Origin of the sequence: Salegentibacter mishustinae (assembly GCF_002900095.1) — a bacterium.
GTDB lineage: Bacteria > Bacteroidota > Bacteroidia > Flavobacteriales > Flavobacteriaceae > Salegentibacter > Salegentibacter mishustinae.
Genome location: NZ_LLKN01000002.1, coordinates 1,140,451 through 1,157,680, shown reverse-complemented (window position 1 = coordinate 1,157,680; position 17,230 = coordinate 1,140,451). Strand labels below are relative to the sequence as shown.

Annotated in this window: 16 protein-coding genes and 1 riboswitch; of the genes, 6 read left to right on the top strand and 10 right to left on the bottom strand. The window is 36.9% G+C overall.

Annotation, left to right across the window (positions count from 1 at the left end):
- Positions 1–32: 32 nt before the first annotated feature.
- Complete coding sequence (locus APB85_RS08140; RefSeq protein ID WP_057481135.1) at positions 33–788, top strand: carboxypeptidase-like regulatory domain-containing protein; 756 nt, start codon at positions 33–35, stop codon at positions 786–788.
- On the opposite strand, the gene APB85_RS08135 is transcribed toward APB85_RS08140, so the two are convergent.
- From APB85_RS08135 to APB85_RS08120, 4 genes are all read right to left on the bottom strand, one after another.
- Entirely contained in the window at positions 785–1,327 is a 543-nt protein-coding gene (locus tag APB85_RS08135; RefSeq protein WP_057481134.1) for an SRPBCC family protein, read from the bottom strand. The two genes, APB85_RS08140 and APB85_RS08135, sit on opposite strands and share 4 nt — an antisense overlap.
- 22 nt (positions 1,328–1,349) lie before the next feature.
- Positions 1,350–2,009: a TrmH family RNA methyltransferase gene (locus APB85_RS08130; protein WP_057481133.1), complete on the bottom strand. Its 660-nt coding sequence runs from the start codon at positions 2,007–2,009 to the stop codon at positions 1,350–1,352.
- Positions 2,010–2,194: 185 nt separating this feature from the next.
- Entirely contained in the window at positions 2,195–4,162 is a 1,968-nt protein-coding gene (locus tag APB85_RS17405; RefSeq protein ID WP_063870574.1) for a CHRD domain-containing protein, read from the bottom strand.
- Positions 4,163–4,418: 256 nt separating this feature from the next.
- Positions 4,419–5,270 carry a CHRD domain-containing protein gene (locus APB85_RS08120; protein WP_057481132.1) on the bottom strand — a complete coding sequence of 284 codons (852 nt, stop codon included), beginning with the start codon at positions 5,268–5,270 and terminating at the stop codon, positions 4,419–4,421.
- A gap of 207 nt (positions 5,271–5,477) precedes the next feature.
- Here APB85_RS08120 and APB85_RS08115 point away from each other — a divergent pair, with 207 nt between their 5' ends.
- Together APB85_RS08115 and purB are read left to right on the top strand one after the other, a co-directional pair.
- Positions 5,478–6,164: an SIR2 family NAD-dependent protein deacylase gene (locus tag APB85_RS08115; protein ID WP_057481131.1), complete on the top strand. Its 687-nt coding sequence runs from the start codon at positions 5,478–5,480 to the stop codon at positions 6,162–6,164.
- 98 nt (positions 6,165–6,262) lie between these two features.
- Entirely contained in the window at positions 6,263–7,600 is a 1,338-nt protein-coding gene (purB, locus tag APB85_RS08110) for an adenylosuccinate lyase (protein ID WP_057481130.1), read from the top strand.
- Positions 7,601–7,660: 60 nt separating this feature from the next.
- On the opposite strand, the gene APB85_RS08105 is transcribed toward purB, so the two are convergent.
- From APB85_RS08105 to APB85_RS08090, 4 genes are read right to left on the bottom strand one after another with little or no spacing between them, the layout of a single operon-like run.
- Positions 7,661–8,206: a DUF4252 domain-containing protein gene (locus tag APB85_RS08105; RefSeq protein WP_057481129.1), complete on the bottom strand. Its 546-nt coding sequence runs from the start codon at positions 8,204–8,206 to the stop codon at positions 7,661–7,663.
- Between the two features lie 21 nt (positions 8,207–8,227).
- The gene (locus APB85_RS08100) at positions 8,228–8,755 is read right to left on the bottom strand and encodes a DUF4252 domain-containing protein (protein WP_057481128.1); all 528 of its coding nucleotides are present in this window, start codon (positions 8,753–8,755) and stop codon (positions 8,228–8,230) included.
- A gap of 3 nt (positions 8,756–8,758) precedes the next feature.
- Positions 8,759–9,211, bottom strand: a complete 453-nt coding sequence (locus tag APB85_RS08095) for a hypothetical protein (protein ID WP_057481127.1) — start codon at positions 9,209–9,211, stop codon at positions 8,759–8,761.
- Positions 9,192–9,707, bottom strand: coding sequence for an RNA polymerase sigma factor (locus tag APB85_RS08090; RefSeq protein WP_057481126.1), 516 nt, complete (start codon positions 9,705–9,707; stop codon positions 9,192–9,194). Before APB85_RS08090 ends, APB85_RS08095 begins: the two co-directional genes overlap by 20 nt.
- A gap of 121 nt (positions 9,708–9,828) precedes the next feature.
- Between APB85_RS08090 and APB85_RS08085 the strand changes: the two genes are divergently transcribed.
- The gene (locus tag APB85_RS08085; RefSeq protein WP_057481125.1) at positions 9,829–11,313 is read left to right on the top strand and encodes a S41 family peptidase; all 1,485 of its coding nucleotides are present in this window, start codon (positions 9,829–9,831) and stop codon (positions 11,311–11,313) included.
- Between the two features lie 88 nt (positions 11,314–11,401).
- Here the strand turns inward: APB85_RS08085 and APB85_RS08080 are convergent, their stop codons facing one another.
- On the bottom strand, positions 11,402–12,466 hold the full coding sequence (locus tag APB85_RS08080; RefSeq protein ID WP_057481124.1) for a YncE family protein: 1,065 nt from the start codon (positions 12,464–12,466) through the stop codon (positions 11,402–11,404).
- Positions 12,467–12,538: 72 nt separating this feature from the next.
- Complete coding sequence (locus APB85_RS08075) at positions 12,539–14,380, bottom strand: TonB-dependent receptor plug domain-containing protein (RefSeq protein ID WP_057481164.1); 1,842 nt, start codon at positions 14,378–14,380, stop codon at positions 12,539–12,541.
- 33 nt (positions 14,381–14,413) lie between these two features.
- A riboswitch (cobalamin riboswitch) is annotated at positions 14,414–14,686 on the bottom strand.
- A 163-nt stretch (positions 14,687–14,849) separates the two neighbouring features.
- On the opposite strand from APB85_RS08075, the gene APB85_RS08070 reads away from it, so the two are divergent.
- Entirely contained in the window at positions 14,850–16,004 is a 1,155-nt protein-coding gene (locus APB85_RS08070; protein ID WP_057481123.1) for an ABC transporter substrate-binding protein, read from the top strand.
- A gap of 192 nt (positions 16,005–16,196) precedes the next feature.
- Complete coding sequence (locus tag APB85_RS08065) at positions 16,197–17,228, top strand: iron ABC transporter permease (protein ID WP_057481122.1); 1,032 nt, start codon at positions 16,197–16,199, stop codon at positions 17,226–17,228.
- The last annotated feature ends 2 nt before the right edge of the window (positions 17,229–17,230 follow it).

The following is a 17,230-nucleotide window of genomic DNA, read 5'->3' as shown; positions in this document are numbered from 1 at the left end:
ATAAGTATTTTATAATTTAGGCGCCAATTGTTATGAAAAAATTCCTTTTTACCTTTTTACTACTTTTTTTAGCTTTTCAGGCATTTTCACAGGATGTTGTATCGGGAACCGTTATGAACGCTGCCGACGATAAACCTATTGAGAAAGTTCATATTGTGAACCTCAACCAGGTTAAGGGCGCCGTTAGTGAAGAAGATGGAAGTTTTAAATTACAGGCCACCGTTAACGATACCCTATATTTCTCTTACCTTGGGTTTAGACCTATTAAAGTTAGGGTAACAAACGACTGGCTTAAGTATGGGAGTGTAAAAGTAAAAATGACCGAGTTAGGAATTGCTTTGGAAGAAGTGGTTTTAAAGCCGGTTACGCTTACCGGATATTTGGAGATCGATGCCAGGAACATTCCTATTTATGAGAATAATCGCTATAGTATTTCAGGCTTAAATGCCGGTTACGAAGGTGGAGATAATTCTGCCAGTGCGGTTTCCCGAACTTTAGGCGCAATATTTAATCCCGCCGATTTGATGCATAATATTTTCGGAAAAAAACCGAGACAGATGCGAAAATTAAGGCAGATGAAAGAAGACGATGAGATTAGAAACCTGCTTAGAAATAAATTTGACCGGGAAACATTAATTGCCTTATTACCATTAAATGAAGTAGAACTTAATGAAATCCTGCAGCGATGCAGCTACTCTAAAGACTTCTTAAGATCGGCAAATGATCTGCAAATTCTTGATGCTTTAAGTGGATGTTATGAAGAATACCGGGTTTTACAACGAAATTAAACCTGCACTTTATTCTCCATTCTGGTTTTTAAGTTAATCAGTCCTTTTTCAATATCCTGTCCCAATAATTTATCTGGGCTATAAAAAAGACTCATTACCGAAAGCGGGAAAGGTAAATTTCCTCTTATTCCCCAAACTACTTTAGACTTGCCGGGCTCCAATTCTTTAGCGGCAAAATAAGTAAGCATACTCACTTTTACCGGTTTTACAAAAAGCACCCGTGTTTCAAAAACTCTTGGATGTTTTACCTTTATAATCTTTTGAGTGCCTTCCCCTACTTCCTTATTTTCACCTTTCCAATAAATAGCAGCGCCAAGCTTTCCATCTTCTCCTTTATGTTTTAAAACGGTCTTTGGATATTTTGAAAACCAGGGCACCCAGAGGGGATGTTTTCTTAATTGTCTCACATAGCTAAACACCACATCACGAGGAGCATTAATCACCATCGTTCGACTAATATCATATCTTTTCTTAGCCCAGGCGTGTAGAAAAGCAATAAATGTAATAAATGCAATAAGTAGGTAGAAAAAGAGGGTCATTGGAGCAAATTATTCAACTAATTTAAGGATTTTCTGAATTGTATTGTGATATTATTGAATCTGAATTTTTAATACATTTTTTTAGCCACTCATATTTAAGGGTTTCCTTTTCATCTTCAGAAAGTTCCCAGCTAATTTCACTGCTTTTTAATTCCGAAGTAAGGTGCTGTAAAATAATAGCTGCTGAAACTGAAATATTAAGACTTTCAGTAAAACCAAACATGGGAATTTGAATTCTACTGTCGGCTTGATCCAGAATTTCCTTGCTTAATCCATCTTTTTCAGTTCCGAAGAAGATAGCTGCAGGTTTTTCAATAATAAAATCTTTGAGTTCTGTACTTTCTCCATAGGGCGTTGTGGCCACAATTTGATAACCTTTCGCTTTTAATTCTTTAATGCATTCTTTTGAAGTAGCATATCGATTTACGTCTACCCATTTTTGGGCTCCCATCGCAATCTCTCTATCTATTCGTTTAGGTTTGCGCTCTTCTATCACATGAATATTCTGAATCCCAAAAACCTCGCAACTTCTAATTACAGCACTGGTATTATGTAGCTGGTAAACGTCTTGGGTTGCCACGGTAAAATGATTGGTTCGCTGCGCGATCACCTTATCAAACAAAGCGATACGCCTTGGAGTGAGAAAGGTTTCAAGATGAGCCAAAAGCTTGTTATTTTGCATAGGCTAAAATTATAAAACCCAACACGAAGTCGGGCTTTTTCAAAAGAAATATTTAAAGATTTTTATCTTTTAAAATCTATAAGCTTATAATTCTGATATTTAAATTATTAGTATTCTATATTAAATAGAAAAACCCGGCCTCATCGAGACCGGATTTTTAATTACAATAGGGTAGAAATTAAATTCTAAGAATTAGAACCAATATTTCCCTGGGCAACAAGAGTTTCTAGATCATCTGCGCTCAAATGCACATTTATATAACCGTCATATTCCAGAAGGCCGTTATAATCTATCATATCTCCATCTTCTCCGTTAAACTTAGTAACGTTGGTAGCGCTCATTCCGGTAGCGCCGTTAACTGAATTTAAAGTAATCGCGATATCTCCAGGAGCATCTGCAACAGAGCCAACGTGAATATGTGCCGGGTGCATTCCATCAGCCGGAGTTCCGTCTAACATAATAGTCACCAAAGTTTCACCATTTACACGTTCTTCAAACATTGCAGTTCCCATAATGCCATCAACATCTACACTTCCAAGATCATAAGAAGCTGATTCGCCGGTCAATTCATTCTGCCCGATATCTCCCTGGGCTACAAGAGTTCCTAAATCGTCTGCACTTAGGTGAACGTTTACATAACCGTCATAATTTAAAACATCTTCGTAACCAAATTCGGTATCATCATCAAGCATAGCTACGTGAGTCATACTCATTCCGGTTGCTCCATTTACTGGATTAAAAGTAAAGGCAATATCTCCAGGACCTTCAGCAGCTGTTCCCATATGAATATGAGCCGGATGCATACCATCTGCCGGTGTTCCGTCTAGCATAATAGTAGCCAAAGCTTCCCCACTCATTCTTTCTTCAAACATCACAGATCCACTTATTCCTTCTACAGCTTTCTCACCTAATTCGTAAGTTTTGCTTTCACCGGTTAATTCATTTGCTCCAATATCGCCCTGAGCAACCACAGTTGCTAAATCTTCTGCACTTAGATGAACATTAACATAACCGTCATAATTTAGTACTTCTTCGTAACCAAATTCGGTATCATCGTCTAACATTTCTACCTGAGTCATACTCATTCCGGTTGCTCCATTTACTGGATTAAAAGTAAAAGCAATATCTCCTGGACCTTCTACAAACGATCCCATATGAATATGTGCTGGGTGCATTCCATCTTCTGGAGTTCCATCTAACATAATAGTTGCTAGAGCAGCACCACTCATTCTTTCTTCAAACATCACAGTTCCGCTAATTCCTTCTACAGCTCTTTCATTTAGCTCGTAAGTTTTGCTTTCGCCGGTAAGTTCGTTTGCGCCAATATCATTTTGAGCTACAAGAGTTCCAAGCTCATCTGCACTTAGGTGTACATTTACATAACCATCATAACTAAGTACATCGTTATACATAAATGCGGTACCATCGTCTAATGTAGCTATATTGGTTTTACTCATTCCTGTTGCCCCATTAACCGGCGTAAAGGTAAAAGCTATACCTCCCGGAGACTCAGCTACAGATCCCATATGGATATGTGCCGGATGTTCACCATCATTTGGAGTTCCATCTAGCATAATAGTTGCCAGGGCTTCCCCGTTTACTCTTTCCTGAAACATTACATTTCCGGAAATTCCTTCTACAGCTTTTTCTTCAAGCATATAGTTTTTAGATTCTCCGGTAAGCTCATTTTCTCCAATATCTCCCTGTGCCACTAAAGTACCAAGATCGTCTGCACTTAAATGCACGTTGATATACCCGTCAAAATTAATTGCTTCGGTATATGTAATATTTGTTCCATCGTCTAAAGTGGAAAAAGTAGTGGTACTCATCCCGGTAGCTCCATCTATAGGTTCAAAAGAAACCGCAATATCACCACCTTCGGCAGCGGTATTATAATGAATATGTGCCGGGTGCATGCCTCCATCTGGAGTGCCGTTTAATTCAATTTCAACAGTAGTACTATTGTCTTCATTTTCCATAAAGGTAGCGGTTCCTGAAATTGAAGGGTCGGCAACCGAGTAAAGTTCAAAGCTTTTTGTTTCACCTTGAAAGTCATCACCATCCCCATCGGGGTCAACTGCATCATCGTCTCCACTGCAGCTCATAAACATAAATGGAAGTGCTATAAACATAGCGAGTAAGAATTTCTTCATAAGTTTTAATTTTTAGTTATTAGTAAATTTAGAGACTGGAAACAGATTTTAATTTTGCTTCCAATGCTCAATCTACTTATAGATACGAGGGCTCCACTTGCAACGGATGTTAAGCTTTCTAAAAAGGAGTCATAAAGAATGTTAAATGCATTGGCTACTTTAATTTAGAAAAAGAGTATTTTAAAACTGGGATAGTCTAAAACTAAAAAAGCCCGGCTTAATACCGGGCTTAATAACTAAGAAATATTGTTAGAGATTACTCTTCAGAAGCATTAGCTCCCATATTTCCCTGTGCAGCAAGAACCTCTAGTTCTTCAGCACTTTTGTGTACATTTATGTAACCATCATAAGTTAGCAATTCTGTATAAGTAATTGCTTCACCTTCTGCATCAGCAGAACCATCGGTCATACTAACATTGGTCATACTCATACCGGTTACTCCATTTACAGGAGTAAAAGTAATTGCAATAGCTCCAGGAGCATCTTCTATAGACCCCATGTGAATGTGAGCTGGGTGTTCCCCTCCTTCTTCAGTTCCTTCAAGATCTAAGGTTACTAGAGTTTCGCCATTTTCACGTTCTTCGAAAATAGCCACACCGCTTACACCAGAAATATCTCTTTCTTCAAGATCATAACTTACTGACTCACCGGTAAGTTCATTTTCTCCAATATCGGTTTGGGCTACAATAGTACCTAGTTCGTCAGCACTTAAGTGAACATTGATATACCCGTCATAGGCAACCAATTCTTCATAAGTAATATCGGTACCATCATCTAAAGCCGAAACTTCAGTAGTACTCATCCCTGTCGCTCCATCAATAGGAGTAAAAGTAACAGCGATATCTCCAGTTTCAGCAGCGGTTCCCATATGAATATGTGCTGGGTGCATTCCATCGTCTGGAGTCCCTTCCAGATCAAATTCTACGGTAGCGCTTCCATCTTCATTTTCCATAAAGGTAACAGTTCCGCTAACGCCAGAGTCACTCATTTCATTTAGTGTGTACTCTTTTGTTTCTCCTTCAAAATCTGGAGTGTCTACACCATCATCATCGCTATCACAACTTGTGAATCCTGCGACCATCATTAAAGCAAATGCTAATTTTTTCATTTCAAATTTTAATTTTTAGGTTATTAATCATTCTCTTTAGAGATACGAATAACAGTAAATGGTTGCGTGATATTTTATGTGTTTTGAATATTTTAACTTGCCTTATTTGACACGCTTTTGAATTTCAGCGATATAGATAAAAGGGTTTAACATTTTTAATTATTTGAGATTAACATTACCTTACCATTTTCAAAAATTGATCGAAACATGCAGAAGAAAATCGTTGTATTAACCGGTGCCGGGATGAGCTCTGAAAGTGGAATAAAAACTTTTCGTGATGCCGATGGCCTTTGGGAAGGCCACGATGTTATGGATATTGCTTCGCCTATTGGCTGGGAAAAAGATCAAAAAAGGGTTTTAGAATTTTATAATCAACGTCGCCGGCAATTATTAACGGTAGACCCTAATGCTGCGCATACTGCCTTGGCTGAACTTGAAAAAGAATTTGATGTAGAAATAATTACCCAGAATATAGATGATCTTCACGAAAGGGCCGGCAGTACAAAGGTTACTCATTTGCACGGCGAACTATTGAAGGCCAGAAGCACTTTTAATGAAAATCTTGTGCTGGATTGGAAACAAGATATAAAACCCGGAGATTTCTGCGAATTTAATTATCAACTTAGACCACACGTTGTTTGGTTTGGCGAAGCTGTACCTATGTTTGAGAAAGCGATGGAAATTGTTGCCGAAGCAGATATACTGATGATTATTGGAACCTCTATGCAAGTATATCCAGCGGCAGGACTGGTAGATTTCGCACCCCAGGGAATCCCGGTTTATTTTATAGATCCTAAACCCAATATTCAGGAGAAAGGAAATCTTCATATTATGGCTGAAAAAGCTTCCATTGGCGTTCCCAAGCTGGTAAATGAATTAATAAATTCTGCATAGAAAATTTAGAAGCAATAGGAGAAAAAGAAATGCCGCTGTGGTTTTAAAGATTGGCTAGAAGCAGTATCTTTATGGCTTTTAATTTCTAAACCAAACAAATGACACCGCTAACCGCCATTTCTCCTATAGACGGAAGATATCATTCCAAAACCAAACAACTTTCAGCTTACTTTAGCGAAGAAGCGCTAATAAGGTATAGAGTAAAGGTTGAAGTTGAGTATTTTATTGCTCTTTGCGAATTACCCTTACCACAGCTTAAAGATATTGATCATTCTGTTTTTAGTTATTTACGTGCTATCTATAAGAATTTTACAATTGTAGATGCTCAGGCGGTAAAAGAGATTGAAAAAACAACGAATCACGATGTAAAAGCGGTAGAATATCTGCTGAAAAATAAGTTTGATGAATTAGGACTTGAAGAATCTAAAGAATTTATCCATTTTGGGCTTACTTCTCAAGATATAAATAATACTGCGGTTCCTTTAAGCTTAAAAGATGCTATTGAAGCCGAATACTTACCGGAAATTGAAGAAATTATAGCCAAGCTTACACAACTTTCTCAAGATTGGGCGAATGTACCACTATTGGCAAGAACTCATGGGCAACCTGCTTCCCCTACCCGATTGGGAAAGGAAATAGAAGTTTTTATTACTCGTTTAGAATCACAATTGGATCTTTTAAATAAAGTGCCACACGCTGCTAAATTTGGCGGGGCAACTGGAAATTTTAATGCTCACAAAATCGCTTATCCAAATATAGACTGGAAGGAATTCGGGACTAATTTTGTTCAGGAAAAATTGGGGTTACACCATTCTTTCCCCACTACGCAAATTGAGCATTATGATCATATGGCTGCTTTGTTTGATACTTTAAAAAGAATCAACAATATTCTAATAGACCTGGATCGCGATATCTGGACCTATGTTTCTATGGATTATTTTAAGCAGAAAATTAAAAAAGGCGAAATAGGCTCTTCTGCTATGCCGCATAAAGTGAATCCTATAGATTTTGAAAATAGTGAAGGAAATTTAGGAATTGCCAACGCTATTTTTGAGCACCTATCTTCTAAACTTCCTATTAGTAGATTGCAGCGAGATCTTACCGATAGTACGGTTTTAAGAAATATTGGCGTACCTATGGGCCACACCAGTATCGCTTTTAAAAGCACCCTAAAAGGTCTTGGCAAATTATTGCTGAATGAAGAAAAACTGAATGCTGATCTTGAAGCTAACTGGGCGGTTGTGGCTGAAGCAATTCAAACTATTTTGCGCCGTGAAGGATTTAAAAATCCTTATGAGACACTTAAAGGTCTTACCAGAACTAACGAAAAGATCAATAAAAAGAGTATCGCCGATTTTATTGAAACATTAGAGGTTTCTGAAGCGGTAAAAGGAGAACTTAAAAAAATAACCCCGCAAAATTATACGGGGATATAAATTAAAAAGAGGTTGTTTGAAAATTTTCAAACAACCTCTTCAATAATTACAACTAATAAACTACTCTCCAATTTCGGCACTAAACATACCGGTAATTCCTTTTAAACCTTCCACATCTACATCGCCTTTCTGTAACGATTTCATTAATTCCATTAATTTCTGCGGATTCATATCTTCTCCAAGAACTCTAGCTACTCCAACTCCTTTAGCATCATCATACCCGTACACAATAATTTCATCTATCGCATCTTCATCTCCGGTAAAATAAATTTCGGCTTTGCGATTATTTGAACCGTATTTCATTAAAAGCTGATACTTTTCATCCTTTAGAATACTTGATAATTTAGTCTTTTCAGCTTCATATTCCTCCTTATTCTCTTTTACAGGTAACGCCAAAAGATTTATTTTCTTCACGCTTTTTAGCGTGGCTCGTTGGTTCTCATTCAACTCTTCAGCATTGGTGAACATACTTGTAGGCACATCTACTGCAATGAACTTATTATCCTGTTGATTTTCTACATAGTATTCCTGTAAACTTGGTTCACTGGCGCAAGAAACAAAAGCAGAAGCGGCCAATGCTAAACCTAATATTTTTATCGATTTCATGGTTATTGATTTTTAATGTTATTAAGATTTATTTTCTACGTTTTTAAGCTCTTCAGCACCAGGAATTTTGAGGTCTGAAGTTAAACGTGATAGCTGGGAAAGATCTATTTCACCCGTAATACTTAAGATTACCGAAATTGGCTCTCCTTCTTTTTCGCCTTCCATAAACATAAAGAGTTCGCTTACGTAATTATCTCTTTTTCCACTTTTTGAGTAAAAGCGAATGTTTTTACCATCTTCTTTTACCCGCATTAACTGGTCTAAATTATTAGAATTTAAATAAGATTCTACGTCCTTTTGCATTTCACTTCTTACAGATGCGGTAGTACTGGTAAACATTTTAATCTCATCTAGGTTTTCAATAAGCTTAAGGTACTCTCTCGCTTCAGGATTATCGTCACTTAGATCTACTTTAGCAAGCATTTTAAACATTTTGCTGGTCATTACCATAGCATCAACATCTTTCATGTCTTCATACTTGGCAAAGGACTGGGCCTGACTTAACATTGGCAACAAGCCAATAAATACTATTATTGCTATTTTTTTCATGGGTTATTCGGTTTTTATAAATTTATTTTTGGTGTTATTAAACTCTTTCAAATAAATAAGGTCTTCTTTTCCCTCGTTCATTAATTCGGAAACCATTTTTAGAGCTTCCATACTTTTTTGTAATGCTTCTTCCTTATCCTGAATAGTGCCAAGATTGCTATCACTCATTTCCAAAGGTTTATTTTGAAAAAAGAAAAGTCCAACCACTAAGATCAAACTTGCTGCAATAGCCGTCCAGAGATATCTATTATCCTGCTTAGTAGCAGGTAATTCAATTTCCTTTTCATAGCTTTCCTTACTCTCAATTTCAGAAAAACCAAAAATAAGCTGATAAGGTTTTAGGCTATCCGGTACTTCATTTTTCGCAAAATACTCCCGCAGCTTTTTTTCTTCAGCCAGAGATGTTTCGCCAGCCTCATATTTTTCCAGTAAACCCTTAATTTTTTGCAATTCCATAATTATGCTTTTTCGTTAAGCTCTCTCGTATCTTTTTTCTCGCTCTGGATAAGGCGACCCTTACCGCAGTACTTTTCATATTGGTGATTTCTATAATTTCTTCAAATTCCAACTGCTCAATATCACGAAGCTGAAAAACAATTTTTTGCTGTTCTGGTAATTCAGATACAATTCCATTTATCCAATTCAATTCATCTTTAAGCTCCAATCCTCTTTGAGGAGAAACCGAGTTATTTTCATAATTTTGATGAACAATTCTTAAATTATTATTCTTTTTTGCTTTTAGTTCATCTAAACAGTAATTTTTTGTCACCGTCATTGCAAAAGCTTCGAGATTGGTATAATCCTTGAGCTTATGCTTCTGATTCCACAATTTTAGGATCACATCCTGGGTAGCATCTTCTGCCGCTTCTTTTGAAACAAGCAGTCGTAACGCAAGCCGGTACATTTTATCTTTTACCGGGTTTATTATGTCCAGGAAGCCCTGTTGTTTCATTGATGCTTGGTTTAATAACCTTCTTACCTTTTAAACGATTAGCGGTAATATTTGTTACAATAGGATTTTGATTTTAATTTATTGTAGGTATTTTTAGCAATCTAAAACAAACTTAACATTTATGAAGATTAATAAACTAATTTTACTTTTATTCTTATCTGCCAGCGTGTTTACATCTTGTTCTAAAGATGACGACGACGAACGCTTTCCGGTTGAACCTGGTGGAGAAAACCCCGGGGAAACCCCTAATTTAGAAATTGAGAATTATTTATATGATGCGATGAGCATCTATTATGTATACGAAGCAGATGTTCCTGAACTAGGAGAAAACTATTTTGATTCAGAATCTGAAAAAAATGAGTGGTTAGCCAGCTTCGACTCTCCTGAAGATCTTTTTAGAAATGGACTTAAAGTTCCTGCACCTAAAGATCGCTTTAGTTTTATAGTTGATGATTATACTGTTTTAGAAAACAGTCAAAGCGGAATTAGCACCACAACAGGTATGGATTATGGTTTGGTAAGATTCGGCGATAACGGTGTTCTAGCCTACGTACGCTATGTAATTCCTGGAAGTCCTGCCGACGAAGCAGGTGTAACACGCGGTGTAATTTTTACCGATATTGACGGAGAATCAATGACCCTGGATAATTACCAATCTCTTTTAGGAAGAGATGGCTACGAGATTACCGTAGCTGAAATTAATGATAATACCATTAGTAATACCGATGAAACTATTGATCTAACAAGGGAACAACTTACCGAGAACCCGGTATTAGTTGCTAAAACCCTGGATGTTGATGGAATAAATGTAGGATACATTATGTACAATAGTTTTACTGCTGATTTTGATGATGAACTAAACGCGGCATTTGGAGAGTTAAAAGCTGAAGGCGTAGACGAGTTAGTTCTAGACCTTAGGTATAACGGCGGTGGTTCTGTAGAAAGTGCGGTAGACCTTTCCAGTATGATTACCGGCCAGTTTAACGGTGAAATTTTCTCTAAACAAAGCTGGAACGATCTTTTACAAAGTCAGTTCTCAGAAGAGGAATTGGTTGACAGGTTTAATGATAAAATTAGAACCGAAGAGAAGATTAATAGTCTTGGTCTTAGCAAAGTTTATATTATAGGTACAGGTTCTACTGCATCAGCCAGTGAATTGGTGATGAACGGTCTTGCGCCTTATATAGAGGTTGTGCACGTAGGTACTTCTACTGTTGGTAAATTCCAGGCGGCGGCACCTTTGTATGATTCGCCTAACTTTACCAGACAAAACCGTAATCCTAATCATAAATATGTAATTCAGCCGTTGATCTACGAATCTAAAAATGCAGATGAAGACGCATACTACGAGGAAGGATTAATTCCGGATATTGAAGCTGAAGAAGATATTGTGAACCTAATAGAACTGGGCACACCTGAAGAAACTTTACTTGCTGCCGCTCTTGCTGATATTACCGGTAACAGAATGGCAATTCCTGCTATATCTTACGATTCAAGATTTACTAAAATTGGTGAACGTGGTGATAATGATATTGATTACCAGAGAATGTATGTAGACGAAATTCCTGAAAAAATCAAGCAAAGAGCTGCTGAATTGAAGAAATAATTTTCAGCAACTTAAAATAAAAAAAGCCCCGTTTCAAATTAGAAACGGGGCTTTTTTATGCAAATGCAATTTAACAGAAAAAATCTTTTTAGTCGTTAAAGTAGAAACCGTTTGGGCCTATTCCACCAGAATCAAATTCAGTAATAAGATTACCATTTAAATCGTAGATCCTAATAGTTCCATTTTCAGTAAAAGAAGGTGCCTCGGCTGTATAAATATAATTATCTTCTACTTTAAAACCATACATACCGCCATAAGTTGAACTGGAGCTATACTCCAAAATAGGTTCTGTTGGTGCTTCCTCATCGTTAAGGCTCATCTTATATACGTTTGTTCCAATTGTATAATAAATCAGTCCATCTTCAATTTGCAGGTTACTGGCACTTCCTCCATCTATAGAAATTTGAGAGGTTACTTGCCCTGAAATCAGATCAATTTTTTCAAGTTTGGCCGCACTTAAAGCGTAGAGAACTTCGTTTTCAATTTCAAAAGAAACAAGGTTGTCTTCCGTATCTATAGTTTCAATAATCTCATCTGAGTTAGAATCGATAACAGTAATTCCATTACCCGACCCAAAGGCCGCGTTCTGTACATAGATTAACCCGTCTTCTTCTTCAATATATTCAAGGATTGTATTTGTTTCTATAGTTTTCTCAACCTCCAAAGTTTCCAGATCAATTATCGCTACAAAATCATCAAATTCAGTTGCTTCTGCATCTTCGTAAGCCCCTTGATTTGTTACATACATTTTATCATTTTCCACAACCGCATATCTGGGAGATACAAGCCCACTATCAACTTGGCCTACTAATTCAAAAGTATAGCGGTTCACCACGTTAATCAAATTAGAAGCATTAGCGATAATATAGGCGTAATCATCATCAAAGGTGATACTTTGCCCAGTATCTCCTAAAGATTCATCGTTTGCCTTAAAAAAAATTTCTGTTTCATTTGTAGAAAAATTATTACTCACATAAGTAACAGCACTATTATTATTACCAAAACTTCCTTCATTTAAAATAAAAAACCCTTCGGTAAAATCTCCTTCAGGTTGTGGCCCATCAGGATCAACATTATCATCATCACTATTACACGAATTCAATAAAAAGCCGCTTATAATGGCCATTGTCACTAGTTTACTTAGTTTCTTCATTGGTTAGAATTTTAGCAAGAAGCAGAGCAAATACTCTGATTTTATAAATATTTGCTTTCAGCATCCTGCTGGTTATAAATTAAGGTTTAGGTATATATTAAAATTTCTACCGGGCATCCACCGGTTTTCTACACTTTGGTATTCTTCATTAAAAATATTGAGCACTCTTGCACCAATCTTATAGGTGTTATCTTTCCCAAAATCATATGCAATTCCAAGATTTGAAACTGAGTAGGAATCTAAATTATAGCGAGAATTATTATCAGACCTGGTAAAAACCTCGCCATTATATAAAAGCTGATAATCCAGGCTTAAGTTTTTAAATGAGTAAGTGAATGCACCGGTTGCTTTATGAAAAGGCACATAGATAAGCTGGTAACCGGCACTCATATTTTCTGAAACGGTATAAGCATAAGTACCCGAGGTGCTAATTTGATGATCTTTGGAAAGTCGTTTCTGCCAGTTAGTAAGTATTTCCAATCCGTAGGTTTCAACTTTTTCTTCATTCCTGGGTCGCCAAACTGCATTTTCTGAAGGTAACCAACGTATCATATCATCTATTTGAATATAATACCCGGTAAGGCTGAAAATTAAATCTTGATATTTAAAATGATTTCCCAGTTCTACCTGGTTAGAAGTTTCAGGTTTTAAATTAAGATTTCCAGCTCCAGCCCAATAAAGATCATTATAGGTAGGAATTCTGAAGTTTCGGGAAACATTCATTTTCAAATTATAGAAATCTGTAAATTCATAGTTCAGTCCTGCAGAAAACAATATCGGACTTTCATAATTATCGGTTGCTTCTTTCCGGATGCCTAATTCATATTGAAATTTCTGAAACGGCTTGTGTTTCATTAAAAGAGCTGCGGAAAAAATGTTTCGGATATTTTCCTCAATTCCAGAACCCTCACCATCGGTATAATTGTTGGTTAAAACGGTATTAAATTCCAGTGTTTTGGAGACTGAATATTTTAGATCATATTTACCGATTAGCGTTTTTGCCTCACCAAATGAATAATTTTCTGAAGCTATATTCTCGTAATAACGATAGTTTTCATCTAAATGTGCAAGTCTTGCCACCGAGATAAAACTTCCAAATTCGCTTACCCATTCCAGTAAATTTCGGGTGTTTAAATCGCGGTACTTTGTTCGGGTTTCTGAAGGTCTGATCAGTGAAAAGTGTCTTTCCCCATCAAAAACCTCGCTGTAAAACTTGAGGGTATTTTTTTCATTTAAACGGTAAGCCAGCCCTATAGTAAGATTGTTATTGTAGAATTCCCCGTTTTTATTAATTCTGCCTTCAAACGGCCATTCGTAATCATTATCTGAAGAATTTCGCGCCAGCGCCACACTCACACTCCAATTCTTTCCAGAAGTCTTTATTTTATAACGAGCATCCAGTGTATTAAAACTTCCGTATTGCAAGAAAATATCCTGCTTAGTACTTCCACTAAAATCAAGATTGGTGTTTAAATGCACCGTGCCACCAATAGCTCCGGTACCGTAAACTACACTTCCTCCCCCACCGCGCACACTAATATTATCATATCCGGCAGCGTTTAAGGTATTAAAATCGGTTTGCCCGTTAAATTGAGAATTAATATTAATCCCATTCCATAAAACCGCAGTTTGCGAGGCCGTGGTGCCACGAAAAGAAGGAGAAGAAACCATCCCCAAGCCGTTTTCCTTAAAATAGATATTGGTATTAAAATTTAGTGCTGAAGTAAGCAGCGCTCCATTTTTCTTTAAAACCGAATCGTTTAAAACAGTAACCTGTTGGCCGGTAGAGAAGTCTTTCAGCTTAGTATCGGTCAGGAAAACCTCGTTCAAAACGTTTATCGTATCGTTTTGAGCAAGTGTTGGCAAGCCACAAAGCAGGCCAAGGAATAAAATATAAAACTGCGTTTTTTTCATCTGCCCCTGACTTTTATCCCGAAAGTCTAAGAATTTATTGGTTATATTCTGGCAGGTCTCCTGGCTCGCGTCTTGTTGTTTACCTTCCCGTTCACAAAAGAACAGTGGTTTTTGAAGTGATAACAACAAGCGTCCTTTTACAGACTAAGCTTACAGTTGCGGGAACAGCTCAGGCTTAATAAAGTTAGAAGGTAGGAAATTGAAGTAAAACTTCTAACTTCTAATCTCGTACTTCCAACTTTTTCCTGATTCCCTTTTAATCGGCGTGATAAAATTCACATCCGAACCAAAAATTTCAATGCGAAATTAAACATTTATCTGAGTTGCGACTAAAAAATTCGAATTAATCTTACTTTTGAAAACTTTTGTATAGAGGATATTTTAAAAAATTTCGTCAAGCTGAAATTGCTTCAGAGCTTGAAAAAGAAAATCAAACTCTATTAAGTGAATTGCATATAAACTGATAAGAATGAAAATAAAGATTGTAAAATCCCTAAGTTTCTGCATCCTTTTTCTATTACTTAATGCCTGCAAAAACAGTCAAAAGAAGGAAAATACAAATCCTGAACAATCTGGAAATTTAGTTGAATTAAGCTATGCTAATAACTTTAACATTGAAAATTTTGGTGATTTCTACCTCCTAACCGTAGAAACCCCCTGGCCAAATGCTGAAAAAGCCTTCACTTATCTTCTCGCGAAAGAAAACGCTGAAATTCCTGGTGATTTGGATTACGATCAAAAAGTGCAAATTCCGATAGAAAAAATGGTGGTGACTTCCACTACTCATATTCCGGCTCTGGAAGCTCTAAAAGAAGAAAAAAGCTTAATAGGATTCCCCGGCCTCGATTATATTTCTTCAGAAAAAACCAGGAAACTGATCAATTCCGGAGAAATTAAAGAGCTTGGTAAAAATGAGAATATCAATACTGAAGTACTGATAGATTTGCAACCGGATGTTGTGGTTGGTTTTGCTATAGATGGCAATAATAAAACCTTTGAAACCATTCAAAAAACAGGAATTCCGGTAATGTATAATGGCGACTGGACAGAAAAAACTCCGCTAGGTAAAGCCGAATGGATCAAATTCTTCGGTGCTTTTTACGATAAATTAGAGAAAGCTGAAGTTATTTTCAATGAAATTGAAACCTCTTACAATGGAGCAAAGGAACTGGCAAAATCTGCTGAAGAAACTCCAAAGGTTTTAAGCGGTGCAATGTATAAAGATCAATGGTATTTGCCTTATGGCAATTCCTGGCAGGCACAATTTATAAAGGACGCAAATGCAAATTACGTTTATGCCGAAACTAAAGGAAACGGCAGTATGGCCCTATCTTTTGAAAGTGTACTCGCAAAAGCCCAGGACGCTGAATTTTGGATAAGTGCAGGACAATTCACTTCTTACACCCAACTTCTGGAAGAATCCAACCACTATCAAAAATTTGAAGCCGTACAACATAAAAAGGTATACAGTGTAAGTTTAACAAAAGGAGAAACCGGTGGTGTACTTTATTTCGAGTTAGGCCCACAACGCCCCGATTTAGTACTTAAGGATCTCGTGTCTATTTTTCATCCTAACTTGCTTCCAGATTATGAAAAGAGGTTTTTTAAGGCTTTAAAGGAATAAATTATTTAGGTTCAAATTTTCTGGCACCTGGGAAAACTATCCTTAAAAATATTGTTGGAAATATAGCTTGATGACGATAAAGGTTCCTGATTAATTAAATCGCTATTATCGAGTAAAATGCCATTATCGTTCTTCTTTAATTTTATCTCCTCATTTTATTTCAGATATTTACACCGAAATAAATAACCGGCATTGTTGCAGTCCCAGAAATATGTTCTCCCGCTATTGCTCCTTTTCCTAGGAGTAATTGTTCTTGGATTCTTAAATATAAGTTTAGGTTCGGTAAATATTCCTTTTAAAGATGTTTTTGCTTCAATTTTTAACCTGGAAGTTTCTAAAGAAACCTGGCGGTATATCATTGTTGAATATCGATTACCAAAGGCAATCACCGCAATAATAACCGGCTCCGGACTTGCCATTAGCGGATTATTAATGCAAACCCTTTTTCGAAATCCATTGGCAGGTCCTTATGTTTTAGGCTTAAGCAGTGGTGCCAGTTTAGGTGTGGCTATTGTAATCATGGGTGCTTCAGTTTTTGGAGGTGCTTTTGCCGGAATTTTATTATCAAAATGGAGCCTTGTTGTTGCCTCCAGCCTGGGAAGTTTATTGGTTCTGCTTGCCGTAATGCTGGCCTCAATAAGACTTAGAGATACCATGGCTATTTTAATAATCGGGCTGATGTTTGCCAGCTTAACTGCGGCCGTAGTCAGTGTTCTTTCCTACTTTAGTCCTGCAGCGCAATTACAACAATATATTTTCTGGTCTTTTGGGAGTTTAGGCGATCTTTCCTGGAATGAAGTTGGCATATTGGCAATGTTTTGGTTAGTGGGATTGATCCTTGCTATTTCGTGTATAAAAAATCTCGACACCCTGCTTCTTGGTGAACAATATGCAAAAAGCCTTGGGGTAAGTATTCAAAGAAACCGACTTATAATTATTATTGCTACCAGCTTACTTGCCGGGAGTATTACCGCTTTTGCGGGTCCCATTGCATTTGTAGGTTTAGCGGTTCCGCATTTAATAAGACAGGTAATCCCGGTAAACAATCATAGAATTTTGGTTCCGGCCGTTATTTTAGGTGGCTCGGCACTCATGCTTATTTGTGATATTGCGGCTCAATTACCGGGTCAGGAATATACTTTACCTATAAATGCCATAACTTCGTTAATTGGAGCACCGGTAGTAATCTGGCTATTGGTTCGTAAACGTAAATTTTTATTCTGAAA

Excerpts from the sequence above, each read along its gene's own strand:
- APB85_RS08090 (WP_057481126.1), bottom strand. The coding sequence starts at position 9,707 with ATGAAACAACAGGGCTTCCTGGACATAATAAACCCGGTAAAAGATAAA.
- APB85_RS08120 (WP_057481132.1), bottom strand. The coding sequence starts at position 5,270 with ATGAAAAAATTAGCATTTGCTTTAATGATGGTCGCAGGATTCACAAGT.
- APB85_RS08130 (WP_057481133.1), bottom strand. The coding sequence starts at position 2,009 with ATGCAAAATAACAAGCTTTTGGCTCATCTTGAAACCTTTCTCACTCCA.
- APB85_RS08070 (WP_057481123.1), top strand. The coding sequence starts at position 14,850 with ATGAAAATAAAGATTGTAAAATCCCTAAGTTTCTGCATCCTTTTTCTA.
- APB85_RS08075 (WP_057481164.1), bottom strand. The coding sequence starts at position 14,380 with ATGAAAAAAACGCAGTTTTATATTTTATTCCTTGGCCTGCTTTGTGGC.
- APB85_RS17405 (WP_063870574.1), bottom strand. The coding sequence starts at position 4,162 with ATGAAGAAATTCTTACTCGCTATGTTTATAGCACTTCCATTTATGTTT.
- APB85_RS08115 (WP_057481131.1), top strand. The coding sequence starts at position 5,478 with ATGCAGAAGAAAATCGTTGTATTAACCGGTGCCGGGATGAGCTCTGAA.
- APB85_RS08080 (WP_057481124.1), bottom strand. The coding sequence starts at position 12,466 with ATGAAGAAACTAAGTAAACTAGTGACAATGGCCATTATAAGCGGCTTT.
- APB85_RS08140 (WP_057481135.1), top strand. The coding sequence starts at position 33 with ATGAAAAAATTCCTTTTTACCTTTTTACTACTTTTTTTAGCTTTTCAG.
- APB85_RS08100 (WP_057481128.1), bottom strand. The coding sequence starts at position 8,755 with ATGAAAAAAATAGCAATAATAGTATTTATTGGCTTGTTGCCAATGTTA.
- APB85_RS08095 (WP_057481127.1), bottom strand. The coding sequence starts at position 9,211 with ATGGAATTGCAAAAAATTAAGGGTTTACTGGAAAAATATGAGGCTGGC.
- APB85_RS08105 (WP_057481129.1), bottom strand. The coding sequence starts at position 8,206 with ATGAAATCGATAAAAATATTAGGTTTAGCATTGGCCGCTTCTGCTTTT.
- APB85_RS08135 (WP_057481134.1), bottom strand. The coding sequence starts at position 1,327 with ATGACCCTCTTTTTCTACCTACTTATTGCATTTATTACATTTATTGCT.
- APB85_RS08085 (WP_057481125.1), top strand. The coding sequence starts at position 9,829 with ATGAAGATTAATAAACTAATTTTACTTTTATTCTTATCTGCCAGCGTG.
- purB (WP_057481130.1), top strand. The coding sequence starts at position 6,263 with ATGACACCGCTAACCGCCATTTCTCCTATAGACGGAAGATATCATTCC.